Below are 22624 nucleotides of genomic sequence, written 5' to 3'. Positions count from 1 at the left end.
TTTGACCCTCACAACAGATGTTTTAGCACGATGTCTTCTTCCATTGTCCTTTCACAGTAGTGACACTTTAACTTAAGTGGCTTCTTCGAGAGTACCTTAAACTTTGGGGTTACTTCTTCGTAGTGTGTTATACAATTGGGATTTGCACACTCTATGATTCCGATTATCTCATCCGGTATTTCGACCTTTCTCTTTTCCATGACTTCCCAGTTCTCTATTATGTTCACTGTGGCACTTGGAGCTATGAGGGCTATTTTGTTGACTTCTTCTTCGTTCAGTATTTTTCCTTCAACTTTTATGATGTCTTTTCTTCCAAGTTTTCCGCTTCTTACGTTCATAGCTATGAGTATCGTATTGTCTCCGGATAAATTTAAGATTTCAAGAACTTTCAACCCTCTGCCGGCAGGTATGTGATCTATTACAGTCCCTTTGTTAATTGCTGAGACTTTCAGCTCCTTCATTTTATCACCCCCAGTAAAATGCCGAGAAGAGCCATCCTGACTGGAATCCCGCTCCACACTTGTCTGAAGTATGCGGAGTACTTCGTATTATCCACTTCATACGCTATCTCATCAACCCTTGGCAAAGGATGCATAACCTTTAGCGTATCTTTGGCCTTCTCAAGAACCTTTAAATCCACCTTATATGACCCCTTGATTTTGTTGTACTCTGCAGGATCTGGGAACCTCTCTTTTTGGATTCTTGTTACATAAAGCACGTCCACTTTTGGGATTACAGCTTCCAGGTCACTGGTTTCTACGATTTCGACTTTGTTTGATATCTCTTCAACTATGTGCCTTGGCATCTCTAAACCTTTGGGAGCCACAAAATAAAGCCTGACGTTGTAATAAGAGAGAGCTTTTGCTAAGCTATGCACGGTTCTTCCATACTTAAGATCTCCAAGAAGGGCAATGTCAAGGCCATCTATTTTTCCAAATTCCTTTTTAATTGTATAAAGGTCAAGTAAGGTCTGGGTGGGATGTTGATTTGCCCCATCCCCTGCGTTTATTACTGGAACCCTTGCAACCTCGGCAGCTAATCTTGCAGCTCCCTCTCGCGGATGCCTTATAACTATTACATCTGCATAATTTTCTACGGTTCTTATCGTATCCATTAGACTCTCTCCTTTTTTGACACTTGTGCTTGATGCTTCGGCAAACCCTATAACCGCTCCACCGAGTCTGTGCATTGCACTTTCAAAGCTCAATCTTGTTCTTGTCGATGGTTCGAAGAAAAGAGTCGCCAGAACTTTTCCTTTTGCGTATTTGAGTGTCCCTTCTTTTTTAAGTTCTTCTTCGAGTCTTTCTGCAACCCTCAAAACATAGTCTATATCTTCTTTTCTAAAATCGTTTATACTAATAACGTCTTGGAACCTCATTAAAGCCCGACCGAATTAACTCTGCAAAGATTTATAAATTTTTTGTTAACATATTCGAGTAAAAAAAGAGGTGATTTACATGGAGATGTCAATGAAAAAAGACCAGCTTATCGAAATGATCTTCAAAGAAAAAGCAATCGAGTTCGGTCATTTTATCCTGAGCTCCGGAAAAGAAAGTGACTATTACATAAACATCAAAAAACTGATAACCAATCCAAAAGCCCTAAGGCTTATTGCCTTCCTTATAAAGGCCAAGACAGAGGAGCTAGGCCTTGGGTACGACAAAATAGCTGGGCCAGAGTTGGGGGCGGTTCCTATAGCTGTCTCTTTGGCCTTGGAAACAGAAAAGCCCATTTTAATAGTGCGTAAAAAGAAAAAAAGCTATGGGACCGGAAGGCAGATTGAAGGAGTAATAACACCTGGAGATAGGGTTCTTTTGGTTGAGGATGTTACAACGACAGGAAATAGCGTTTTAAGGGCTGCAAAAGTCTTAGAGGGAGAAGGTGCAAAGGTAGTTGCTATTATGGTAGTCGTAGATAGAGAAGAAGGCGCGAAAGAATTACTCTCGAGAGAAGGCTACACTTTAATTCCTCTTGTGACCGTTGGAGAACTATTTGAATACAAAGAAAAGCAGAGAAAGGATCAAAAGTAATCTTCAATAGTCTTTGCCTTTACCATTATTGTAGCTTTTTCCTCCCCGAAAGATATTTCAACAAGCCCTTCGGATTCTAAATGCCTTAAAGCATTCAAAAGGTGGGGCATGGGGGTTTCGAGCTCTTCACTCAACTTCTGAAGAGAAGTAGCTTTTTTCTTGGTCGCTAAGAGTTTATATATGATTTCCCTTCTAGCAACCATCACGAAAACACCATTAATACTACTCCTCTATCACTAATAAGGTTTTTCATGTAGTAAGTTGGCATTGTGACAATATAATGCCAAAGCTTTTCTAAACTTGAGCGGCATCTTTTTATATGCCTCCCAAAAACATTGAAACATGAGAGCAAGTGTAGAAAGACTAAGTGAGGAAGGATTCGGAGAAGCAAATGTCGGGAAAAAGACCATATTGGTTCCGTTTACTTCTCCAGGTGACGTTGTTGAAATCAAGAGATGGCACAGAGAGAAGAAAAGGCTCGTTGCTCATGATTATGAGATAGTGGAATTTTCTCCTAACAGGGTAGAGCCAGCTTGCCGGTATTTTGGACGATGTGGGGGATGCTTGCTTCAGCATATCCCTTACAAGGAGCAGATAAAGTTTAAAGAGGAAAAGCTTGCCCATCTTCTCAATGTTGAAGTAGAAGTACTCCCATCCCCAAAAATCTACGGGCATAGAAACAGAATTGACGTTGCAACAACAACGAGTGGGATAGGATTTAGGAGAAGGGGAACTTGGTGGGATGTTGTTGAGATTGAAGAGTGTAAAGTGTTCGGAGAAAATAGCAAAAAAGCATTGAGTGCATTGAGGGAATTTATAGAGGATTTTAGAATCCAACTTTGGGATTTAAAAAAGAGTGAGGGTTTTTTGAGATACATTGTGCTTAGAGAGGGGAAATTTACAGGAGAATTAATGGCAAATTTAGTAACCTCTACCGGAAAACTTCCCGAGGAAGTCAGCCACTATTTTGATTTCGTTGACTCTCTTTATTGGAGTATCAACGAGACTAAAAGCGATGTGTCCTATGGCGAGCCGAGAAAGTCTTGGGGAATGGAATTCATCAGAGAAAAGCTTGACAACGTGATTTACCTAATCCATCCCAACTCATTTTTCCAAACGAACTCATATCAAGCAGTTAACCTCCTAAAAAAGGTTGCAGAATTTGTAGAAGGTGAAAAAGTTCTCGACCTATATTCTGGTGTGGGGACCTTTGGAATATACCTTGCCAAGAGAGGGTTCAAAGTAGAGGGCGTTGAGATAAACCCCTTCGCAGTTGGTATGGCAAAGAAAAATGCTGAAATAAACAATGTTGAGGCTGAATTTAGAGTTGGTGCAGATAAAGATGTTGAAAACCTTGGCATTTACGACACCGTTATAGTAGATCCTCCGAGGGCAGGTTTGCATCCAAAGCTCATAAGAAAGATTTTGAAGGATTCACCAGAGAATCTGGTCTACGTCTCCTGCAACCCAAAAACTTTTGCTGAGAACGTAGAAAAGCTTAAAGAGAGGTATTCTCTGGAGAGCATAATTGGACTCGACATGTTTCCCCATACTCCACATGTTGAGCTCATAGCAAAACTAAGTTTGAAGGGAGAACTTTAGAGTTCAAAAAGTTAATATATATGTTTCGACAAAATAACAATGAGGTGAGATGTATGTTAGACGAAAAAGATAGGGTTATAATTGAGATGCTGACAAAGGATGCGAGGACACCTTTCACGGAAATAGCCAAGGTGTTGGGTATAAGTGAGACAGCTGTAAGAAAGCGGGTTAGGGCTCTTGAAGAGAAGGGTATAATCCAGCAGTATACAATCAAAGTAAACCCCCAAAAGCTTGGATATAATTTGATAAGCCTGACTGGAGTTGACACAAAGCCAGAAAAGCTGTTTGAGGTTGCCAGCAAATTGAAAGAATTCGAGTTTGTTAAGGAGCTTTATCTTTCAAGTGGCGATCACATGATAATGGCGGAAATATGGGCAAAAGACGGGGAGGATCTCGCGGATATAATGTCAAACAAAATCGGAAAAATTGACGGTGTTACAAAGGTTTGTCCTGCTATAATTCTAGAGCGCTTAAAGTAAAGCTTTTAAACCCTTTTCTCATTATTTCTCTTGAGCGGTGGTAGTCTAGCCTGGTCTAGGACACCGGCCTCCCAAGCCGGTGACCCGGGTTCAAATCCCGGCCACCGCACCAATTCTCATTCAATTATCTTGATTGAGTCTATTTTTTCGTCTCCGAACACATAGAAGCGTAGCTCAAGGATTTCCCCATCAGGTTTATGTAGCTCCCATACCTCATAAAGCCTATCTTCTGTTTCCTTTCGCTTTAGAAAACTCCCGCCATCTCTGTAGAATTTGTTAAGGTTCTCGTAAATGAACTTGTTTATTCTCTCCTTGTCTCCTATAAGCACTACCAAATCTACTAGCTTTCCTTTTGATATCTCCTCTTTAACGAGCACATATACCATAAAATCCACCTAATAACTTTTTGGTCCTTACTCTATTGTGTAGTTTCTTCAAATATAAATAATTTTCTTTCGAATTTTTAAGGAAATTGGTTTATTGGTTTTCACAAATCTAATTGATCATCGCTTATACGCCCATTTTAGCAAAGGAGGTGTTGGTATAGTTGTTACAAATACCATGAAGATTGCTATAGTCAGTGCCTCTGAACCAATAACTCCACTTGAAAGTGCTATGGTTAGCATGGCAAGCTCCACCCCAAGCCTTGGAATCATTCCGATACCTATTCGCAAAGAGGTTTTGATGTCAAAGCCCGCTAAATATGCTCCAAGGCCACATCCAATTATTTTACTTACTACCGCGATAGCAGTATAGAGAATTGCAAAGATGCTTGCGTGAAATACATAGGTCAGTTCGATTCTCATGCCGACCTCAACAAAAAAGATGGGTATGAACAAAGAATAACCCAAAATACTTACATGGTCTTCAACCTGTTTTTTGTAGCTTGTCTGCCCTATAGTGAGACCTACCATATACGCCCCTAAGATGGACGCCAGATTTAGGTGTTCGGCCATATAGGCAAAGAGTATCAAAAACACAATTGCAAATGCAGTCGTTGATTCGGGCAAATCTATACGTGAAATTCTCTTAAAAGCCTTTTCCGCAAATATGGGGCCGAGGTAAAGGAATATCGCCAGAAAACCGCTTACTTCTACAATAATCTCCATAATAGTTCTGTAGTCTATACTGCCTTCACGCAAAAGTGAAATGACCATTGTGAGAATGAGAATCCCAAGGACATCATCAACAACCGCGGCTGCCAGAATAGTTGTGCCTTCTCTTGTTCTGAGCCTTCTAAGTTCCATTAGAACCCTTACGGTTATGCTGACGCTTGTTGGAGTTATCAATGCACCGTAGAGCAAAGCTTCTTGAAATCCAGCAAATGGGTATGCTATTAGGAATCCCAATATAAACGCAAAGAGCACCCCAATTCCAGCAACGAGGATACTCGGTCTTCCAACCCTTCTAAACTCCTGCAGATCGCTTTCTATTCCCGCGAGGAATAGAAGTAACAGAACTCCAAGGTTTGAAAACTCCCTGACTATCTCAGTACTCTCTGCAAAAATTCCTATAATCAAGCCTCCAAGAATCTGGCCGAGAACAATGGGCTGGCCTAGTCTTTCAAATACCCACCCAAGGAGCTTTGCTGTAGCCAGCATCAATGCCAGCATGAGGAGCGTTTCCATACTAGTCCCTCGAGAACACCCACTTCAAGAGTGGGGGAGTTACAAACGTTGTCAGGATTACCATTGTAACGGGAATTGAGAATATCCCTTTGTCAAAAATACCCTCGGTAAGGGCAACGTTCGCCATAATCAGCGCAACTTCCATTCTGGGAATCATCCCAACACCAACCCTGAGGGCTTCTTTAGGTTTAAATCTAGCTATTAATGCACCAACTCCGCATCCCGCAATCTTTCCTATTATTGCTATTATTGAATACAGAATTGCAAACATCCCTGTATGGAGGAGAATCTCTACGTCAGTCTTTATTCCAATCCCCACAAGAAAAACAGGAACGAAGAGGGAATAAGAGATAGTTATCATTCTGTCAGTTATTCTCTTTGCTTCGTCTGTTTGTGCTATTAATACTCCCGCTAAATACGCCCCGGTTATCCCTGCTATCTTAAACTGCTCGGCTATGTATGCAAAAATGAGGGTTACCGCGAGGGCAAATGCTGTTAAGGTTTCCGGCAAATCGATCCTTTCTGAAAGTAGCAAAAGTTCCTTAACAACTGGTCTTCCAACAAGCCAGCTCACTATAAAGAACACTGCTATTTCACCAATTAAAATTCCCAAGTCTTCTATGTAGACATGTCCCTTTCTGTGCATGGCAATCAGGGCTGTGAGTACTATAATTCCAAGGACATCATCAACGACAGCACCAGCTAAAATAGCGGTTCCTTCCTTCGTGCGGAGCTTTTTCATCTCCATCAATATACTAGCAGTTAACCCAACGCTTGTGGCTGTTAAAACACTTCCCAGAAACAGAGCTTCGGTTCTCCCATATCCAAACCATTTTGATATGTAATAGCCCATCATGAAAGGAACTACAACTCCACCACTGGCAATAAGAAAAGCGGGCACTCCAACGCTCTTGAATTCTTCAACATCCGTTTCGAGACCGGCAAGAAAGAGTAACAAAATCACTCCCATCTCACTTATTAAATGAACTCCTTCGGAATAACTTACTATGTTGAGAATGGAGGGACCAATAAGTATTCCCCAATAAGCTGACCGAGAGCCCCGGGCATTTTTATTTTTGTTGCTAGATATCCAAACACTTTGGCAACTATTAGGATAACTGCAAGTTCGAGGAACACGTCCATGCTATCATCTCCCGCTGATTAAAGCGCGACAATCCTAATAAGCCGTACTATGTCTTTAACTTCCAGTAAGCCATGAACCTTTTTGTTATCATCTATTACGGGCAGATGGTGCTTCCCGGTCTCCGTCATGAGTTTAATAGCATGCCCGAGGTTGTCATCTACATGAATGGTTATGGGCTTCCTCACCATTATGTCCTCTACTCTGGAAGCGCGGGTTAAAGTGTATTTTTTCAGTAAGCCTAAGCCAACGACTGAATATCTTCTCGGTGTTGTAAAAAAGTGCAGAAGGTCTTTCATCGTTATGAACCCGAGGAGCCTCCCATCTTCGCCCACAACTACGGCAGAAGTCTCTTCGCTTGTGAACCTGCCGATTAGAACTGTTAGAGGATCCTCAGGGCGGACTGTCAAAAATTCCCTGTCCATAACAAGCTTGACCGGGACTTTAGAGATGTACCTGATGTTGTGGCTTAGCTCTTCTTTTCTTTGAAGCATTATATGTCGTTTTTTGCCAATGATTATCGATATCTTTTTATTTTTCACGTTTTGAGGTTTGCTTGGGAAAGGGTCGTTCACATTTACCCCCTATAATTTTTGTTTGATTTCCACTTAAAATTTTCTCCTAGCTGTAAAGCAGAATCTCTCCACGTGGTTGCTATGTACATATACAAAGCAAAAATCCAGAGGGAAAAAGCTCTTCTTAACCTTGTATCAGGCAAAAGTTTATAAAGTGGTTATACCCAAATATCGGTAAGGGAAATATGAATTTTGATGAAAGGTTTGATGTTGTTATAATAGGTGCAGGTCCAGCAGGCCTTTTTGCGGCTTACGAGCTTGCAGAAAAAAGCGATTTGAAAATTGCAATTTTTGATGAAGGTGGAGACATAGATCAGAGAACATGCCCAATGGACGAACTCGGCTACTGCATTGAGTGCAAGCCCTGTCATATAATGAGCGGTGTCGGAGGAGCTGGCGGCCTTAGCGATGGGACAATAAATCTAAGACCTGATATTGGAGGAAACTTGACTGACCTTACAAAAGATGAAAACTATTCTTGGCAGCTTGTATGGGAAGTTGACCAGATTTTCTTGAGGCACGGAGCTCCTAAGGGCGTTTATAAGGGCAACGAAGACGAAATCAGGAAATGGGAAAGAAGAGCCGCTCAAGCTGGGGTAAAGTTCATACCAATAATTCAGCGCCATATCGGCTCGGATCATACAAAAGAAGTCATAAAAAGCATTAAAGACCACTTAGAAGCCAAAGGAGTGAAATTTGTCTTATGGACAAAGGTTGAGAAGTTTAGGAAGGGAGAAATCACAGCGAAGAAGGGAAGGGATAAATTCACGGTAAAGTCCAAATACATAATAGTCGCCCCCGGCAGAGGGGGGGCGGAGTGGTTCCACGACGTTGCTCAAAAGATTGGGCTAAATGCCAGACACGGCCCAATAGACGTGGGTGTTAGGGTTGAAGTTCCAGCCATAATAATGGAGCCCATAACGAGGATAAACCACGACCCGAAGTTCCACATATACACAGACACTTACGATGATTTTGTGAGGACTTTCTGCACCAATCCAAACGGCTTTGTTGTCGAAGAAAAATATGACGGCTACGTTGGCGTAAACGGCCACTCCATGAGAGACAAAAAGAGCAACAATACAAACTTTGCGTTTCTCACAAGAATAGAGCTAACCGAGCCGGTTGAGGATACAACAGCATACGGCAAGAGCATAGCACAGCTCGCAACCACCATCGGGGGAGGACGGCCAATACTTCAGAGACTTGGGGATTTGAAGAGGGGAAGAAGGAGCACATGGAGCAGAATCAGGAAGAGCGACGTTGAACCAACATTAAAGCACGTTACTCCGGGAGATATAGCGATGGCATTGCCCCACAGAGTTGTGACGAACATAATTGAGGGACTTGAAAAGCTTGATAAGGTAATCCCCGGTGTTGCAAGCGACCACACCTTGCTCTACGCTCCAGAGATAAAGTACTATGCAATGCAGGTTGAGGTTAATGAGCTCCTTGAAACCAGCATAGAGAACATATTCGCAGCAGGGGATGGGGCTGGGTTGAGCAGGGATATAGTTAATGCGGCAGCCACGGGCATTTTGGCAGCGAGGGGAATATTGATCAAGGAGGGCTTATACACGGAGAAGGACTTTAAAAAACCGGGCAACTGGAAAAAAGTTGTTGAGAGTTTGGAGGCATGAATGCAAAGGTTTAAATTTGTTCTTCTTTTTCTCATTCTGGTGAGATCATGAGGTGCAGAGTTTGTGGAGAGAAAGCGTTTATAAAACTCCATTATCCAAAAATGTATCTTTGCGCTGATCACTTTGTGGAGTATTTTGAGAGGAAAGTCAAGAGGACAATCGAGAAATACAAACTCCTCAAGCCGGATGAAAAAGTTCTTGTGGTTATTAGCGGGGGAAAGGATTCTGCAGTAACGGCTTACGTTCTAAAGAAGCTCGGTTACAATGTGGAATGTCTACATATAAACCTTGGCATAGGGGAGTATTCAGAAAAAAGTGAGCAATATGCTAGGGAACAGTGCAGGATTATAGGTGCCCCTCTTCACGTGGTTAACGTTAGGGAGCTTCTTGGAAAAGGAATCGGCGAGGTGAGAACGAGAAGACCCACCTGTTCCTACTGTGGCCTTACGAAGAGGTATCTCTTCAACAAGTTTGCCTATGACAACGGCTTTGACGTCATTGCAACGGGCCATAACCTGGATGATGAGGCGAGCTTTATATTCTCCAACCTCATGAACTGGAATACTGAATACCTTGCGAAGCAGGGGCCGGTTTTACCGGGAGAGGGGAAGTTTGTAAGAAAGGTCAAGCCCCTCTACGAGCTCACCGAGAGGGAAGTTGTGGCATATGCCCTCGCAGTGGGGTTGGAGTATATAGTTGATGAATGCCCCCATGCGAGAGGAGCTACGACAATAGAGTACAAGGAAATTTTGAACGAAATGGAAGAAAAAAGACCCGGGACTAAGATAAACTTTGTCAAGGGCTACCTGAGGAAAAGACACTTATTTGAGGCCGAGCTTAGGGAGATAGAGCTCAAGGAATGTAAGCTCTGTGGAATGCCTGCGCAGGGAGAAAAATGCTCCTTCTGTAAATTCTGGGGTCTGGAAGAGCCCGTCACCCTTAAAATAGCCAATACCGATGATGAAGAACCTTTCGGGCCCTGATGGATGATGGAGGCCTCCCTATCTGAGGTATAATAGAAAAGAAAGGTCAAAGCTCCCTGAACCTTACCGTGAACTCTAACTCCTTTTCGATTGGGAAAAGCATTGTATAGCTTACTCCCTGCTGTATGAAGTCCCATCCGGCCTCACTCTGGCTGAGCGTTTTTATCGGGAACTTCCAAACCTTTGCAGCCTTGTCGAGCTCTATCCTGACTTTTCCAATGCCGTATGGGTCATTCACTTCAAACTCTTTTGCTTCAAACTCTTCTGGCTTTTCCATAACGCTGTGTACTGCTAGGTTAATCTCTACTCCGAAGAGAGCTTTGTAGGGTTTTTCAAGCAAGACTCTGTACTTTGCAATGAAGCCGTCTTCCGTTAGTTCTATTTTCTTCTCTACTCTTGCAGGGATTTTTTCCTCTGCATAAACGCCTCCTTCACGCCACAGCTTTACTCCGTTTTCTATCATCTCATACTCGTAGGGCTGATTTACAAAGTCACCGAGCTCGTGGTACTTTACAAGGCGATAGTTGTCGAGAGTTTCTTCTGGTTTGATGAAGTGGTCTTGCAAGATAGCCCTCAGCTGCCAGTCATAGGCAAGTTCCCTCCTTATCTCTTCTGGAATTTGTTTTCCAAGCTCGTGTATGCTTGCAATCCCTTCTTCGCTTTCTTTCTCTGGCTTGGTGGCTTCTGGAACTTCATGGTAGTGTTCCCATCTTCTCGGAAGCACGTCGTTGTAGTTCACGGCCTTTCTCTTGGAGCTTAGTTCAAAAATGCTGCCCCCGTAATGGGGCTTTATCGTGGCAATAAAGCCATCGTTTTCAACCATAATCTCCGCTCTTCCATCAAAATCAACATCAAGGATTTTGTTTTCTGGCTTTAGGTATCTTTGGGCTTTTATTATGTTCTCCCACACAGTTCTTCTCAAGTGAGGCAGATAAATTCCTCCAAAGACGCCGTGCCAATATGCGTCATTGCACTGTGCTTTGAGAATGTATTTTCTAGCTTCGGGGTTATCTCTCACGGCTTTGCTTACCATGAGCATTCTTTTGTGCATAAAGTTGCTCTCTGGATATTTGAAGAAGAAGTTCTTCCATATACCTCCCCTGACAAAGACGCGGTACTTTTCAAACTTCCCCTCTTCCTTTAGCTGTTCTACAAACTCTACGAAGAGCTTTGCCTGCTTTGCTGGTAGAGACCATTCGCTCATCTCAAAGTATGATGCTATTGGGAGGTACACAAGTCCTCTTGGAGTGAACTTACTTAAATACTCGCTGTAAGTCATGAGGTTGATCTTTTCGTTGCTTGTAATTGCATCAAAAAACTCTCTAAGCCATCCTTTTTCATAGACCCATTCATAAGTGCCCGGCCATACTCCGAACTTTTCGCCGTCGTCATGGAACACAGCTACCTTTGAGGGGTCATCACTTGTAAGGCTTTCTAAGTACTCGATGGTTTTCTTAACCGGACGGAAGGGTATCAAATAGCGCAATTTTTCATCTATTGGGAACACTGTTATGACTTCTCCACCGTCTTCCGTATAGTACGGCCAGAAGAGTTCTTCTTTGCTCAATCCAGCACTCATGAAGTGATAATCATCAACGACTACGTACTCGATTCCAGCCTCTCTAAGCGACTTTACCAGTTCCGGCTGCCATACCCTCTCTGTGAGCCACACACCTTTTGCATCATAGCCGAGCTTTCTTGCGTAATCCTTTAGCATTTCTATCTGAACCAATCTGTCTTCTTTTGGAATGGCCGCTAACACTGGTTCATAAAATCCCGCCACAACGATCTCAAGTTGTCCCCTTTTTATGAGGGATCTAAGAAGATCGAGATAATCTGGTTTGTTTTCTTCGATCCATTCCAAAAGCGGTCCGCTGAAGTGAACGTTTACTTTCATCTCTGGGAATTCCTCTAAAATCTCCATAAAAGGCCTGTAAGAGCGGTTATACGCTTCCTCAAACACCCAGCCGAAGTTGCCCAATGGCTGATGATTGTGGATGCCAAATATGAAGTTTATTCTTTCCATTCCTGCACCTCCATAAATTGTTATCACTAAGAGTGATAGTGGGAAAGATATATAAATATTTATGCTCCCGCTCCCGTATTACTCCTGGTGAATAGATTTGCCCATTCTCAAAAGACGACCTTTCTGAACAAGTATATTGCAAACGCTACGGCAAGTTGGTTTGAAAAGTTGTCATCTGGGGGCAACTCATAAAATTCTGCCAGCATTCCCGCTAAAGCCCCTACAAAAGCATGGGGAAGGTCTATTAAAAGAAAGAGTATCAAGAAAGCGCTTAAAAAGTAGGCCAAGCTTCCCTCTACGCTTTTTCCGTTTTTAAACCTGTGTTTTCCCAAGGGTTTGCCCACTATCGCTGCAATAGCATCTCCAAGTGTTGCCACCGTTATGGCACCTATGGCTATATCCCTTGGGAAAAAGCAGACTATTATTAATGCTGCAGCTGTGAAGTATATGTGCGCCCCGATCGAGTGCCTCTCGTGTTCCCTTGAAATTGCGTCCAGTTCTCGCTCTACGAGAGCTATTACTTCATCTCTGACATAAATCCCGAGTTTTCTCTTTACCTTGTCTCTTAGCTCTTCAACTATCCTAAAGGGTTCTAGGATTAGGAAGATTATCAATGCAAATGCGACAAATCCTATTGCTGCTTTTTGTCCAAATATCAAATAGATCAACGGGACAATAAGCCCAGTGAGATGTAATGCTTTTCTCTTAAGTTCGCTTTTTATGCTCATTCTTTATCACCTCTAGTGCCTCTCTGAGATCCTTAACTACATAATCGGCATGTTTTGGCAAGAGGGACTTGAAGTAGCCTCGTCTTACGAGAATCGTCGTTGCGCCTATCTCTTTCCCTCCCCTCATGTCTGTATCGTCTCTGTCTCCCACTACATAGATCTCATTTTCCCTAGGGAACCTTCTCTTTGCAAGTATAAAATTATATGGTTCAAGCTTGCTGTGTCCGGTTTCTCCACTTATTATGAGGTGATCAAAGTATTGCTTCAAGTTGAGGTACTCCAGCTTCTTTCTCTGCCACTCAGAGGAAGAATCCGTTACTAAAACAACCTTCGCGTTCATCTCTTTTAAACCCTTTAAGAACTCAATGGCATCTGGGTAAAGCTTTAAATTCGAGAAAAATGTTCTATCAACAAGTTCAAACATTTCCCTAAGGTCATCTTCCGAGATTTTTTGATAGATCCTTTCCATAAAGTTCTCAACGAGTTCATCTAAATCGAGGAGATGCAGTTCTCTTGACTGCTCCAGCTCTTTGTATCTCTGGGTAAGGATGTAGAGGAGCGCCTTAAACTTTCTTTTCCTAATTAAATGGGGTAAGAGCCTTAGAACACTCCATCTTGCGGCTTCCCATGTGTTGCAGAGGGTATCATCAAGATCAACAATCACAAGCATAAGCTAACTTCCCTCCCCCTTTAATAACTTTAGCGTTAAAGCTTAAAAACTCTAAGCGTAGTTTTCCATGAGGGGCCATGAAGGGAGAGCTACTTGTACTGGCAGGAATGGGATTAATATTCATAGGTTTCATGCTGATATTCATAGGGACTTTAATGGCGGCATCGTCTGGGGAAGCTGATGTTGAGGGCGGGGGAGTGATAATGATTGGCCCCATCCCGATAGTCTTTGGTACGAGCAGAGGGGCCACCTTGGCAATGATACTCGCAATCTTTCTAATGCTCTTGTGGATAATAGGAGCTTTGCTGAGCAGGAGGGTATGAAGTGGAGTACATCCTCGACCTTTCCATTCTTCTGGTCTTTGCAAAGACGTTGGAGTGGCTTTTCGAAAAGAAAGAAATCCACCCTATAATTGCCCACATACTTACTGGAATGATACTTGGACCGTTTCTTCTCAACGTTATCTCTCCTTCCGAGCCATTAAAAGTTCTATCCGAGTTTGGCCTTTTAATGATGATGCTTTATATGGGTCTCACGAGCAACTTTTCATCAATTGCCTCCAACAAAGCAAAAGCAATTTCGGTAGCTGGTTTAGGTGTTGCATTTTCATTCCTTTTTGGCTTTTCAACGGTTTACTTCTTTGGAAAGGGCTTAGCCGCTGCTATCTTTGTGGGAGTGACTTTGGGGAATACCGCAATTGAGGTAACAAGCGGAGTATTGCTGAAATCGAGGGTTAGGAAGGAAATCTCATCGATATTGATGGGAGCCGCCTTTGCCGATGACATAATGGCCGTTTATCTAATTGGTATAATAACGGCGATGACAAAAGGCGAGCTTGCACTCTTTCCCCTTGTTATCTTGACGATTAAAATAGCCATATTCATAACAGTGGTTCTCTTGCTTTCAGAATACATTTTCAAGCGTTCTGTGAGGTTTTACAGCATATTGAGGAACCTCAACATATTCTTTACCTTCACGATAATTCTTACATTCCTCTTGGCAATAGTGGCGGAAAGAGTTGGCTTGCATCAGATAATCGGCGCTTATCTTGCAGGTTTAACAATAAGCAGGCTCAGGGAGAGGAGAGATCCGCTTGTACTAAGCAAGATAAAGCTTAACGAACTCATTGGAGACCTGCAGGTGGTTCTTACAGAGTTCTTCATACCCCTATTCTTCATTTATGTGGGGTTAATGTTTAATCCATCCCTCAGTGAGCTCAGCATTGCTTTGATAGTCCTTCTTTACCTGGCTGCGGTTTTAGGAAAGCTTCTTGGCTGTGGATTGGGAATGAAGGCGTTTGGATTCGATTGGAAATCAGCGACGCTGGTTGGCATTGGTATGGGTGGAAGAGGTAGCTTGGAGCTTGCCATATTAAAGTTCGGGATTGAAGAAGGGTTAATAGACCAGAGCCTCTTTGCCACTGTTGTCATAGTCTCGATGCTAACAGCCATAACCACACCCCAGTTCTTCAGGCTTTATTTATCCCACATAAGAGGCGAGTAACAAAAGCTTAAATGCTATGCCGATAAGTCTAGACTGGTGGGAGCATGATTCCAAAGGAAGGAATGAACGAAGAGGAAGTACTTGCTGAACTTGAGGAGAGGTTCAAAATCGACTTGACTTTTAATTCAGGTAAGATTTTAGGGTCAATGTGCACTTACCCTCATCCGCTTGCTCAAAAGATAATTCAAAAATACATAGACAGAAACTTAGGCGATCCTGGACTGCACAAAGGGAGCAAAAAGATTGAGGAAGAAGCCGTTCAGATGCTTGGAGAACTTTTGCACCTGAAGAAAGCCTATGGCAACATAGTAAGCGGTGGTACCGAGGCGAATATCTTGGCTGTTAGGGCTTTTCGCAATATATCTGATGTTGAGAATCCCGAATTAATTCTCCCAAAAAGTGCCCACTTCTCTTTTCTAAAGGCGAGTGATCTGCTGAGAGTAAAACTAGTTTGGGCTGAGCTTAATGAGGACTATTCTGTTAATGTTAAAGATGTTGAGAGCAAGATAACCGACAGCACTATTGGGATAGTTGGAATTGCCGGTACAACCGGGTTAGGTGTTGTGGATGACATTCCCTCTCTTTCAGATATTGCCGTAGATTACGGGATTCCCCTTCACGTTGATGCAGCCTTTGGTGGGTTTGTGATACCTTTCGCAAAAGCTCTAGGTTATGAGTTGCCAGATTTTGACTTCAAGCTCAAAGGCGTACAGAGCGTTACCATAGACCCACATAAAATGGGCATGGCTCCAATTCCAGCCGGTGGGATAGTTTTTAGGAAGAAAAAGTACATGGACGCTATAAACGTTCTAGCGCCATACTTAGCTGGCGGACAAATATTTCAAGCTACAATAACTGGCACTAGGCCTGGAGCTAATGCAATAGCCGTTTGGGCTCTCCTAAAGCATCTGGGCTTTGAAGGATACAAGAGAGTCGTTAAGGAAGCTATGGAAAATGCATACTGGTTTGCAGAGCAGATAAAGGCTCTAGATGGGGTGTACCTAATAAGGGAGCCAATGCTGAACATAGTTTCCTTCGGCTCCAAGAAGCTTAAGAAACTTGAGGGGGAACTTAAAGCTAGAGGCTGGGGAATAAGTGCCCATAGAGGGTACATAAGAATCGTTATGATGCCCCACGTAAAGAGAGAGCACCTTGAGGAGTTTCTAAAGGATCTGAGGGAAATTCTAAGAAAGGTTCTTTAGTTTTATGTCTTTGTTATTTTTCAAAAATTAAAAAAAGTCTCAAATCCAGCACTGGTGCTCGGGTTTAGTTGTACTATAAAACCTCACAAATTCTCCATGTTCTTTTATCTCATAAAACCCTTCTGGCAAGTCTTGAAGTAGCTCCTCTAAATTTTCACCCGTCCTAATAATTTCGCCAGTAGACAAGTTCATAAGCTCGTACATTTTGACTACCTCAACTGTGAATATTCATCGACAGAATATAAATTTTACGGAATATTTTTCGTCTATATTGAGTATTGCCAAGAAATTTTTCCCAATTCATGTGACAAACGTTCAACTGCATGGCAGAAGATTGGAACAAAAGAGCTTTTTGAAGTTTTATTGGAACATTATTACAGCAGTCCAGGAACCCCCGAAAGTTCCACTCTTTCAATTCTTTTAAAGTCTTATTGGAACCCCGTAATAGAGGGGAGTTACGTTAAGGGCATCGAAACTTTCAATTCTTTTAAAGTCTTATTGGAACATTTGGGCAAAAAGGTAGCGGATGTTAGGGGAAAGGGCTATTTCAATTCTTTTAAAGTCTTATTGGAACATTAAAAAGAACATTCAACACGTGGTTAAGTTTACTGATTTCAATTCTTTTAAAGTCTTATTGGAACTCTTTCTGCTCTTCAATTACATAGCTTTCATAAGTTCTAATTTCAATTCTTTTAAAGTCTTATTGGAACGCAATTTAGGAAAGGAATAAAACAAGCAATTGAGGTTATTTCAATTCTTTTAAAGTCTTATTGGAACGGGTGGTAATATCCCAATTATCTTCAGGGAATTAACAAAAAAAATTTCAATTCTTTTAAAGTCTTATTGGAACGAGAAGGTAAACGAAGCTATCGCATTAGCAAAAGGACTTATTTCAATTCTTTTAAAGTCTTATTGGAACTTATTATCAAAAAATACGATGAGAACCTTAATGAAATTATTTCAATTCTTTTAAAGTCTTATTGGAACCAAAACCCTTCGAGAGCGTGACATTCAAAGGAGGGGTAATGGGATTTCAATTCTTTTAAAGTCTTATTGGAACGTAAAGAGGTTAGGCATCAAGTGGTGGTTAAAGTGAAATTTCAATTCTTTTAAAGTCTTATTGGAACAATGAAACTAAGTTTCATTATGGTGATGAGTTTCATGAATTTCAATTCTTTTAAAGTCTTATTGGAACTGGAACAGTTCGTAGCGTCTAAAACCTCACAAAGCGGGATAGTATTTCAATTCTTTTAAAGTCTTATTGGAACTTTTCCTCATTTACTCGCATGAAGATTGAATACATCGCAAAAACACATTTCAATTCTTTTAAAGTCTTATTGGAACTTGCAGAATGGCTCTCTGATCAAGTGACCGAAGTAGTGATTTCAATTCTTTTAAAGTCTTATTGGAACACGAACCTCGCGACGGGCGTGTCCATTGAGAAGTCGCTATTTCAATTCTTTTAAAGTCTTATTGGAACCGTTCATTTTTTAGTTAAAAAGTGTACACTATTCTAAATTTCAATTCTTTTAAAGTCTTATTGGAACTGGATTTTTAAGTTTTCATTGATTCCCGGCACCCATATTTCAATTCTTTTAAAGTCTTATTGGAACGAAAAGCCGTATTAAATGGGTTTAAATGGGTTAAATAAATTTCAATTCTTTTAAAGTCTTATTGGAACGAAGCATGGACGACACAAAGGGAAATAATACGGGTGCAATATTTCAATTCTTTTAAAGTCTTATTGGAACAAAAGGGGCTAAACATTCACGTGAACCCCGTTATTTTATTTCAATTCTTTTAAAGTCTTATTGGAACTTTTCTAGCATGCTTAAAAGTTCTAGGTCAATGTATTTTAATTTCAATTCTTTTAAAGTCTTATTGGAACCACCGGTTCGGGGCGGCAAATACAGGGGGGTTTATCAATTTCAATTCTTTTAAAGTCTTATTGGAACTTCCGGCAAAACCTAACGCTTATTAAGTCACTGCCATAAAATAATTTCAATTCTTTTAAAGTCTTATTGGAACAGTGATAGAGCTAATAGAAGAATACGCCCGAAAATTCGATTTCAATTCTTTTAAAGTCTTATTGGAACTTGTAAAATGTACTTGACGAAGTAGTAGAATTTATTATTTCAATTCTTTTAAAGTCTTATTGGAACTTACTACGCCCACGTGGGCTTAAAAATCAATTTCGAGAAAATTTCAATTCTTTTAAAGTCTTATTGGAACCTAACATAAGGGGGAATTCCCGGTCAACTGTATGGAAAATTTCAATTCTTTTAAAGTCTTATTGGAACTATTTAACGACCCCGCCGCGGGGACTATGTTATCACGTGATTTCAATTCTTTTAAAGTCTTATTGGAACAGGGGTACGTTCGTGGTGTATGGTGTTGGTTCGTTGAATTTCAATTCTTTTAAAGTCTTATTGGAACCTTCTTCTTTGTCTTTTACGACTAAAACTTCGAATTCATTTCAATTCTTTTAAAGTCTTATTGGAACGTTTTTAGGTGTTCTATGGTGTCTATCTGGCTAATGAATTTCAATTCTTTTAAAGTCTTATTGGAACTTTTAGACGGGTTAACGGTAGGGGAATCTTTAATATATTTCAATTCTTTTAAAGTCTTATTGGAACTTATACTTGAAACAAAATCACTGACCTCTTTTCTTTCTAATTTCAATTCTTTTAAAGTCTTATTGGAACAGGGGCGAATTTTCCTTTAAATCCCCTACAAAACTATTAGAGAGCTTGAAATTTATAAGCCTTTCCACAAAGGGTCAATAAAACAGCCATAAGAAGGCTCGAATCCAAGCCACTAGAAAAGACTTCAAAGCACTCACTCACCTGAACCTACTACTTTTCTTTCATGCACAAAAATGTTCACAAGACTTCCAGAGACAAAACAAAAGCCTAAACCAAAAATAAGCTAATAAAAACACTTTGAACTAAAAATGGTCGAATTTTCATGAGGAGAAAATATCAAAGGATTCCTGAGGAGCTTCCGCTCAAAATTCCGAAAAAATTTCGTTACAAAAACCTCAAAATTTTATAACTCTCTGTCTGATAGTAACTTTCAGTTACTAAAGGCTTCCAGAGCAACCTTAGAGCCTTAACATCAAAACTGGCCCACCAGAAGAAAGAAAACCCAAAAAAGGAAAAGCTAAACGTGATACGGGACTATTCGATAAGCATTTTGAGTTTTCTCAATACAACCTGCGGGGTTTCTCCAAATATTAGGATCATTGCCTCTTTGCCCCAGTTTCCGAGATGATAAATTATGTCGGGTTTGCCGTTTATTCTTTCAATAGCAGTTCTTATTCCCCAGGGAATGGTGCCTCCTTCTTGGGCTTTTATTTCCTCTGGCTCTTCCCTTCTATCGTAGAAAGATACTCTAAGTCCCAAGTTAGAAGCTTTTTTAATCAGTTCTTCGCTGTATTTTAGGTTTAGCACACTTCTGGTTTCGGGGAAGAAGTTCATATATGTTAAAATAGCCCTTGCCAGATGATCGGAGGCTCCAAATTCCACTCCTCCTACCGGCTTTACAGCACTTCCAAACTTTACTATCCTTCCTTTGACTCCGGCAACATCATCTTTGCTCCTTGCATACAGCCTGGGCAGTGCGTAGACAAAGTTCATGCCCACCTCTGGAACATATTGAGGAAGATTTTCAATCGCTACAAGTTCCTTAATGGCATTTCTTAGGGACTCATAAACTCTCCATTTTTCAGCTGGAATCTCTATCCAGGCATTCTGATTAACGGGACAGTGCCCATAACCTATTTTTGCTCCATAATAAATCCCCATTGTGATGAATTCCTTCGCTATTCTAACTGCCTCTTCAAGCTCCTTTCCTTTGGCTAAATTTGCCGCTATTGCTGCAGAGAAAGAACATCCGGTACCATGGGTGCAACCATCAACAAACGGTGCTCTGTATTCCTTGAACTCGCCGTTAAAATAAAACACATCCACAGCTTCACTTAATCCTAGATGTCCCCCCTTAACTATTGCACTCTCCGCCCCTAGCTCTTCCACTATGATTTTTGCGGCTTTTCTTGCATCTTCAAGGTTTTCAATCCTTATTCCGCTCAGCTTTTCAGCTTCTGGCTTGTTGGGAGTTACAACCTTTGCAAGGGGAATTATCTTCTCAATCAAAGCGTCCATTGCGTCTTCCCTTAACAAGGGCGCTCCACTTTTGGCTATCATTACCGGATCCACCACGAGGGGAAAGCTGTATTTTTTCACCGTTTTTGCAACGGCTTTAATAATCTCAGCGTTGCTCAGCATTCCGGTCTTTGCGGCATCAACTCCAATATCATCGGCAACTGCCTCTATTTGCTTTGCAACAACTTCTGGATCAACATCGTGGATTGCCCTTACTTCTTGAGTGTTTTGAGCTGTTACTGAGGTAATTGCAACCAAACCGTGAACACCAAAAGCGGAGTAGGTTTTCAAATCTGCCTCTATTCCGGCTCCCCCTCCACTATCACTGCCGGCAATTGTTAAAGCTTTTCTAATCATTCTATCACCTCCATCTTTCTTAGGGCTTTGAGGGTTAGAAAACCAAGAGTCGTTCCAACAAGGGTGCTGGGAGCAAAGGCTATCCAAAACCACACAACACCTTTATGGACGTTTATAAGGGGTCCAAAGAGAAGGGAGCTTAGGGTCCCTCCTATAAAAACAGTTGCAAAGGGCTCGCTAAATGCTGCCCAGTCCTTTTTTCCTATCTTATACACCAAACCAACCATAAAAGCTCCTGGAATTCCACCGGGAATTGAGAATATCGTGCCCACTCCTAGAGACATTCTCAGTATCCCTATGAAAAGTGCCGTTAAAGAGGCCCACCAGGGGCCTAACAGGACTCCCGTTATTACGTTTATAAAGTGCTGGAAAGGAGCGACTTTTGTTGGACCAACTGGAAAAGAAATCGTGCCTAGAATTACTCCCAATGCAGTGAAAATACCTACATAAGCGAGCTTTTGTGTCTTTGTTTCAGCCTTCATCCGATAACCTCCTCTATAATCTTTCTCATTCTTTCAGTGGCTTCTCTTACGTTTTCTGCCCCCATTATTGCAGATATCACAGCAATCCCATCTACTCCGGCTTTGAGAACTTCCCGGACGTTTTCGTGTTTTATGCCCCCTATTGCCACCACGGGAATTTTTACCGATTCCACTATTCTACTAAGCCCTTCTATGCCAATAATCTTGACATCCTTCTTTGTAGGAGTAGGAAAGACAGAACCTGCCCCCAAATAGTCTGCCCCCTCCTTTTCCGCTTGCAGGGCTTCTTCCAAACTGTAGACGGAGGCACCTATGATTAGATTGGGTGCTATCTCTTTGGCAATTGAGATGGGCATGTCTTCAGAACCCAGTTGAACTCCATCTGCGTTTGTTGCTAAAGCCACATCTAACCTATCATCCACAAAGTAGAGAGCATCATATTCCTCTGTGAGCTTCCTTATTTCCTTACCGATCTCTATCATTTCTCTTGTTGGGGCATTTTTTATCCTCAGTTGAATGGAGGTTGCGCCACCCTCTAATGCCTCTTTGACGCTTTCTACCTCTGGTCTTAGCCTCCTATCAGTGATGACATAAAGCTTCAGCTTTTTTCTAAGGTTCAATTTCCCTCACCTTAGCTCTCTCCTTTATGAGCGCTCCATCAATCCTGTAGAGCCAGTCGTAGAGCTTCATGTGAAAGCTTCCCGGATACGGGGATTCTTCAAAGGCTTTCTCTGCAGCAATTTCAAAGGTTGTTAGTCCTGCTATAGATGCTTTCAAAGGTTCTTCAACCGCTAAAAACGCCCCTATTATTGCAGTAGCCATACATCCAGTTCCCGTCACCCTTCCGAGCATGGGAGTTCCGTTTTCTATAGCGTAAGTTCTCTTGCCATTGCTTACGTAATCCACAGCCCCAGTGACTGCTGTCACTGTGTTGAATTCTTCAGCCGCTTTCTCCGCTAAGTCCTTTGCAGCTTCTTTATCATAAACTGCTGAATCTACACCCCTAGTTTTGCCGTGTTCACCTAAAAGAGCTGCTATCTCTCCAAAGTTGCCCCTGACTACGCTTATATCTCCTACCTCCAACAGTTTTAGAGAGGTCTTTGTTCTCAGCTTTGTTGCCCCGGCACCAACGGGATCAAGGATTACAGGCTTTTTGAGCTCCTTGGCTATCTCAACGGCTTTAAACATTGAGTATATCTTATGCTCATCGAGGGTTCCAATGTTTATAACCAGCGCATCTGCTAGGGCTATCATCTCTTCAAGTTCCTCTATTGCATGGGCCATTACTGGAGATGCTCCTATAGCTAGGAGGGCGTTTGCAGTGGTGTTCATAACGACGTAGTTGGTTATATTGTGCACTAAAGGCTTCTTTTCTCTAAGCTTTTCCAAATCTTTACCAATCCATTCCATTTCTT

22 protein-coding genes, 1 tRNA gene, 1 pseudogene and 1 CRISPR repeat array are annotated in these 22624 nt (G+C 41.7%); of the genes and pseudogenes, 9 read left to right on the top strand and 15 right to left on the bottom strand.

All coding sequences use genetic code 11. The features are described 5' to 3' along the window. Window positions 1-8: 8 nt before the first annotated feature. Both pyrI and pyrB read right to left on the bottom strand, forming a co-directional pair. Window positions 9-461: an aspartate carbamoyltransferase regulatory subunit gene (gene pyrI / locus OCC_RS02235; RefSeq protein WP_004067280.1), complete on the bottom strand. Its 453-nt coding sequence runs from the start codon at window positions 459-461 to the stop codon at window positions 9-11. Further along, window positions 458-1378 (bottom strand): aspartate carbamoyltransferase, encoded by a 921-nt coding sequence (gene pyrB / locus OCC_RS02230; RefSeq protein WP_004067281.1) that lies wholly within the window; start codon window positions 1376-1378, stop codon window positions 458-460. The genes pyrI and pyrB overlap by 4 nt, the downstream gene beginning before the upstream one ends. A 79-nt stretch (window positions 1379-1457) precedes the next feature. On the opposite strand from pyrB, the gene pyrE reads away from it, so the two are divergent. Further along, window positions 1458-2030 (top strand): orotate phosphoribosyltransferase, encoded by a 573-nt coding sequence (pyrE, locus tag OCC_RS02225; protein ID WP_004067282.1) that lies wholly within the window; start codon window positions 1458-1460, stop codon window positions 2028-2030. On the opposite strand, the gene OCC_RS02220 is transcribed toward pyrE, so the two are convergent. Next, window positions 2021-2233, bottom strand: coding sequence for a hypothetical protein (locus OCC_RS02220; protein ID WP_004067283.1), 213 nt, complete (start codon window positions 2231-2233; stop codon window positions 2021-2023). The genes pyrE and OCC_RS02220 overlap by 10 nt on opposite strands. A 139-nt stretch (window positions 2234-2372) precedes the next feature. Between OCC_RS02220 and rlmD the strand changes: the two genes are divergently transcribed. The 3 genes from rlmD (at window position 2373) to OCC_RS02205 (ending at window position 4223) form a co-directional block, all read left to right on the top strand. After that, window positions 2373-3632, top strand: a complete 1260-nt coding sequence (gene rlmD / locus OCC_RS02215; protein ID WP_004067284.1) for a 23S rRNA (uracil(1939)-C(5))-methyltransferase RlmD — start codon at window positions 2373-2375, stop codon at window positions 3630-3632. 53 nt (window positions 3633-3685) lie between these two features. Beyond that, entirely contained in the window at window positions 3686-4111 is a 426-nt protein-coding gene (lrpA, locus tag OCC_RS02210; RefSeq protein ID WP_004067285.1) for an HTH-type transcriptional regulator LrpA, read from the top strand. Window positions 4112-4145: 34 nt separating this feature from the next. After that, window positions 4146-4223: transfer RNA gene (locus OCC_RS02205), tRNA-Gly, on the top strand. A 4-nt stretch (window positions 4224-4227) separates the two neighbouring features. Here OCC_RS02205 and OCC_RS02200 read toward each other — a convergent pair. From OCC_RS02200 to OCC_RS02185, 4 genes and pseudogenes are all read right to left on the bottom strand, one after another. Continuing rightward, entirely contained in the window at window positions 4228-4497 is a 270-nt protein-coding gene (locus OCC_RS02200) for a hypothetical protein (RefSeq protein WP_004067286.1), read from the bottom strand. A gap of 117 nt (window positions 4498-4614) precedes the next feature. Beyond that, a complete protein-coding gene (locus tag OCC_RS02195; RefSeq protein ID WP_004067287.1) occupies window positions 4615-5739 on the bottom strand; it encodes a cation:proton antiporter in 1125 nt (374 codons plus the stop codon). 1 nt (window position 5740) lies between these two features. After that, window positions 5741-6882: pseudogene (locus OCC_RS02190) on the bottom strand (cation:proton antiporter). A gap of 18 nt (window positions 6883-6900) precedes the next feature. Beyond that, on the bottom strand, window positions 6901-7374 hold the full coding sequence (locus tag OCC_RS02185; protein WP_171814847.1) for a CBS domain-containing protein: 474 nt from the start codon (window positions 7372-7374) through the stop codon (window positions 6901-6903). A 266-nt stretch (window positions 7375-7640) separates the two neighbouring features. Between OCC_RS02185 and OCC_RS02180 the strand changes: the two genes are divergently transcribed. After that, window positions 7641-9095, top strand: coding sequence for an NAD(P)/FAD-dependent oxidoreductase (locus OCC_RS02180; RefSeq protein WP_004067289.1), 1455 nt, complete (start codon window positions 7641-7643; stop codon window positions 9093-9095). 47 nt (window positions 9096-9142) lie between these two features. Beyond that, the gene (gene ttuA / locus OCC_RS02175; protein WP_004067290.1) at window positions 9143-10078 is read left to right on the top strand and encodes a tRNA-5-methyluridine(54) 2-sulfurtransferase; all 936 of its coding nucleotides are present in this window, start codon (window positions 9143-9145) and stop codon (window positions 10076-10078) included. Between the two features lie 46 nt (window positions 10079-10124). On the opposite strand, the gene jtg is transcribed toward ttuA, so the two are convergent. From jtg to OCC_RS02160, 3 genes are all read right to left on the bottom strand, one after another. Beyond that, window positions 10125-12104, bottom strand: a complete 1980-nt coding sequence (jtg, locus tag OCC_RS02170; RefSeq protein ID WP_004067291.1) for a 4-alpha-glucanotransferase — start codon at window positions 12102-12104, stop codon at window positions 10125-10127. A gap of 107 nt (window positions 12105-12211) precedes the next feature. Then, window positions 12212-12832, bottom strand: coding sequence for a diacylglycerol/polyprenol kinase family protein (locus tag OCC_RS02165; RefSeq protein WP_004067292.1), 621 nt, complete (start codon window positions 12830-12832; stop codon window positions 12212-12214). Beyond that, entirely contained in the window at window positions 12810-13502 is a 693-nt protein-coding gene (locus OCC_RS02160) for an HAD family hydrolase (protein WP_004067293.1), read from the bottom strand. The genes OCC_RS02165 and OCC_RS02160 overlap by 23 nt, the downstream gene beginning before the upstream one ends. Window positions 13503-13579: 77 nt before the next feature. On the opposite strand from OCC_RS02160, the gene OCC_RS02155 reads away from it, so the two are divergent. The 3 genes from OCC_RS02155 to mfnA are packed head-to-tail and all read left to right on the top strand — an operon-like array spanning window position 13580 to window position 16207. Further along, a complete protein-coding gene (locus OCC_RS02155) occupies window positions 13580-13825 on the top strand; it encodes a TIGR00304 family membrane protein (RefSeq protein WP_004067294.1) in 246 nt (81 codons plus the stop codon). A 1-nt stretch (window position 13826) separates the two neighbouring features. After that, window positions 13827-15005: a cation:proton antiporter gene (locus OCC_RS02150; protein ID WP_004067295.1), complete on the top strand. Its 1179-nt coding sequence runs from the start codon at window positions 13827-13829 to the stop codon at window positions 15003-15005. 44 nt (window positions 15006-15049) lie between these two features. Then, window positions 15050-16207 (top strand): tyrosine decarboxylase MfnA, encoded by a 1158-nt coding sequence (gene mfnA, locus OCC_RS02145; RefSeq protein WP_004067296.1) that lies wholly within the window; start codon window positions 15050-15052, stop codon window positions 16205-16207. Window positions 16208-16246: 39 nt separating this feature from the next. Here the strand turns inward: mfnA and OCC_RS12540 are convergent, their stop codons facing one another. The 5 genes from OCC_RS12540 to thiM form a co-directional block, all read right to left on the bottom strand. Continuing rightward, complete coding sequence (locus tag OCC_RS12540; protein ID WP_004067297.1) at window positions 16247-16411, bottom strand: hypothetical protein; 165 nt, start codon at window positions 16409-16411, stop codon at window positions 16247-16249. A 204-nt stretch (window positions 16412-16615) separates the two neighbouring features. After that, window positions 16616-18912: direct repeats of the CRISPR family, unit length 30 nt; unit sequence CTTTCAATTCTTTTAAAGTCTTATTGGAAC. A 474-nt stretch (window positions 18913-19386) separates the two neighbouring features. After that, window positions 19387-20727, bottom strand: coding sequence for a bifunctional hydroxymethylpyrimidine kinase/phosphomethylpyrimidine kinase (locus OCC_RS02140; RefSeq protein WP_004066080.1), 1341 nt, complete (start codon window positions 20725-20727; stop codon window positions 19387-19389). Beyond that, the gene (thiW, locus tag OCC_RS02135; protein WP_004066082.1) at window positions 20724-21209 is read right to left on the bottom strand and encodes an energy coupling factor transporter S component ThiW; all 486 of its coding nucleotides are present in this window, start codon (window positions 21207-21209) and stop codon (window positions 20724-20726) included. The genes OCC_RS02140 and thiW overlap by 4 nt, the downstream gene beginning before the upstream one ends. Further along, window positions 21206-21829 carry a thiamine phosphate synthase gene (thiE, locus tag OCC_RS02130; RefSeq protein WP_004066084.1) on the bottom strand — a complete coding sequence of 208 codons (624 nt, stop codon included), beginning with the start codon at window positions 21827-21829 and terminating at the stop codon, window positions 21206-21208. The genes thiW and thiE overlap by 4 nt, the downstream gene beginning before the upstream one ends. Beyond that, on the bottom strand, window positions 21819-22619 hold the full coding sequence (thiM, locus tag OCC_RS02125) for a hydroxyethylthiazole kinase (protein ID WP_004066086.1): 801 nt from the start codon (window positions 22617-22619) through the stop codon (window positions 21819-21821). Before thiM ends, thiE begins: the two co-directional genes overlap by 11 nt. Window positions 22620-22624: the final 5 nt, after the last annotated feature.

It is taken from the genome of Thermococcus litoralis DSM 5473, assembly GCF_000246985.2.
GTDB lineage: Archaea > Methanobacteriota_B > Thermococci > Thermococcales > Thermococcaceae > Thermococcus_A > Thermococcus_A litoralis.
The sequence above is the reverse complement of the archived record's forward strand: the minus strand, read 5'-3'. Positions and strand labels throughout refer to the sequence as shown.

Excerpts from the sequence above, each read along its gene's own strand:
- pyrI (WP_004067280.1), bottom strand. The coding sequence starts at position 461 with ATGAAGGAGCTGAAAGTCTCAGCAATTAACAAAGGGACTGTAATAGAT.
- pyrB (WP_004067281.1), bottom strand. The coding sequence starts at position 1,378 with ATGAGGTTCCAAGACGTTATTAGTATAAACGATTTTAGAAAAGAAGAT.
- pyrE (WP_004067282.1), top strand. The coding sequence starts at position 1,458 with ATGGAGATGTCAATGAAAAAAGACCAGCTTATCGAAATGATCTTCAAA.
- OCC_RS02220 (WP_004067283.1), bottom strand. The coding sequence starts at position 2,233 with ATGGTTGCTAGAAGGGAAATCATATATAAACTCTTAGCGACCAAGAAA.
- rlmD (WP_004067284.1), top strand. The coding sequence starts at position 2,373 with ATGAGAGCAAGTGTAGAAAGACTAAGTGAGGAAGGATTCGGAGAAGCA.
- lrpA (WP_004067285.1), top strand. The coding sequence starts at position 3,686 with ATGTTAGACGAAAAAGATAGGGTTATAATTGAGATGCTGACAAAGGAT.
- OCC_RS02200 (WP_004067286.1), bottom strand. The coding sequence starts at position 4,497 with ATGGTATATGTGCTCGTTAAAGAGGAGATATCAAAAGGAAAGCTAGTA.
- OCC_RS02195 (WP_004067287.1), bottom strand. The coding sequence starts at position 5,739 with ATGGAAACGCTCCTCATGCTGGCATTGATGCTGGCTACAGCAAAGCTC.
- OCC_RS02185 (WP_171814847.1), bottom strand. The coding sequence starts at position 7,374 with ATGCTTCAAAGAAAAGAAGAGCTAAGCCACAACATCAGGTACATCTCT.
- OCC_RS02180 (WP_004067289.1), top strand. The coding sequence starts at position 7,641 with ATGAATTTTGATGAAAGGTTTGATGTTGTTATAATAGGTGCAGGTCCA.
- ttuA (WP_004067290.1), top strand. The coding sequence starts at position 9,143 with ATGAGGTGCAGAGTTTGTGGAGAGAAAGCGTTTATAAAACTCCATTAT.
- jtg (WP_004067291.1), bottom strand. The coding sequence starts at position 12,104 with ATGGAAAGAATAAACTTCATATTTGGCATCCACAATCATCAGCCATTG.
- OCC_RS02165 (WP_004067292.1), bottom strand. The coding sequence starts at position 12,832 with ATGAGCATAAAAAGCGAACTTAAGAGAAAAGCATTACATCTCACTGGG.
- OCC_RS02160 (WP_004067293.1), bottom strand. The coding sequence starts at position 13,502 with ATGCTTGTGATTGTTGATCTTGATGATACCCTCTGCAACACATGGGAA.
- OCC_RS02155 (WP_004067294.1), top strand. The coding sequence starts at position 13,580 with ATGAAGGGAGAGCTACTTGTACTGGCAGGAATGGGATTAATATTCATA.
- mfnA (WP_004067296.1), top strand. The coding sequence starts at position 15,050 with ATGATTCCAAAGGAAGGAATGAACGAAGAGGAAGTACTTGCTGAACTT.
- OCC_RS12540 (WP_004067297.1), bottom strand. The coding sequence starts at position 16,411 with ATGTACGAGCTTATGAACTTGTCTACTGGCGAAATTATTAGGACGGGT.
- OCC_RS02140 (WP_004066080.1), bottom strand. The coding sequence starts at position 20,727 with ATGATTAGAAAAGCTTTAACAATTGCCGGCAGTGATAGTGGAGGGGGA.
- thiW (WP_004066082.1), bottom strand. The coding sequence starts at position 21,209 with ATGAAGGCTGAAACAAAGACACAAAAGCTCGCTTATGTAGGTATTTTC.
- thiM (WP_004066086.1), bottom strand. The coding sequence starts at position 22,619 with ATGGAATGGATTGGTAAAGATTTGGAAAAGCTTAGAGAAAAGAAGCCT.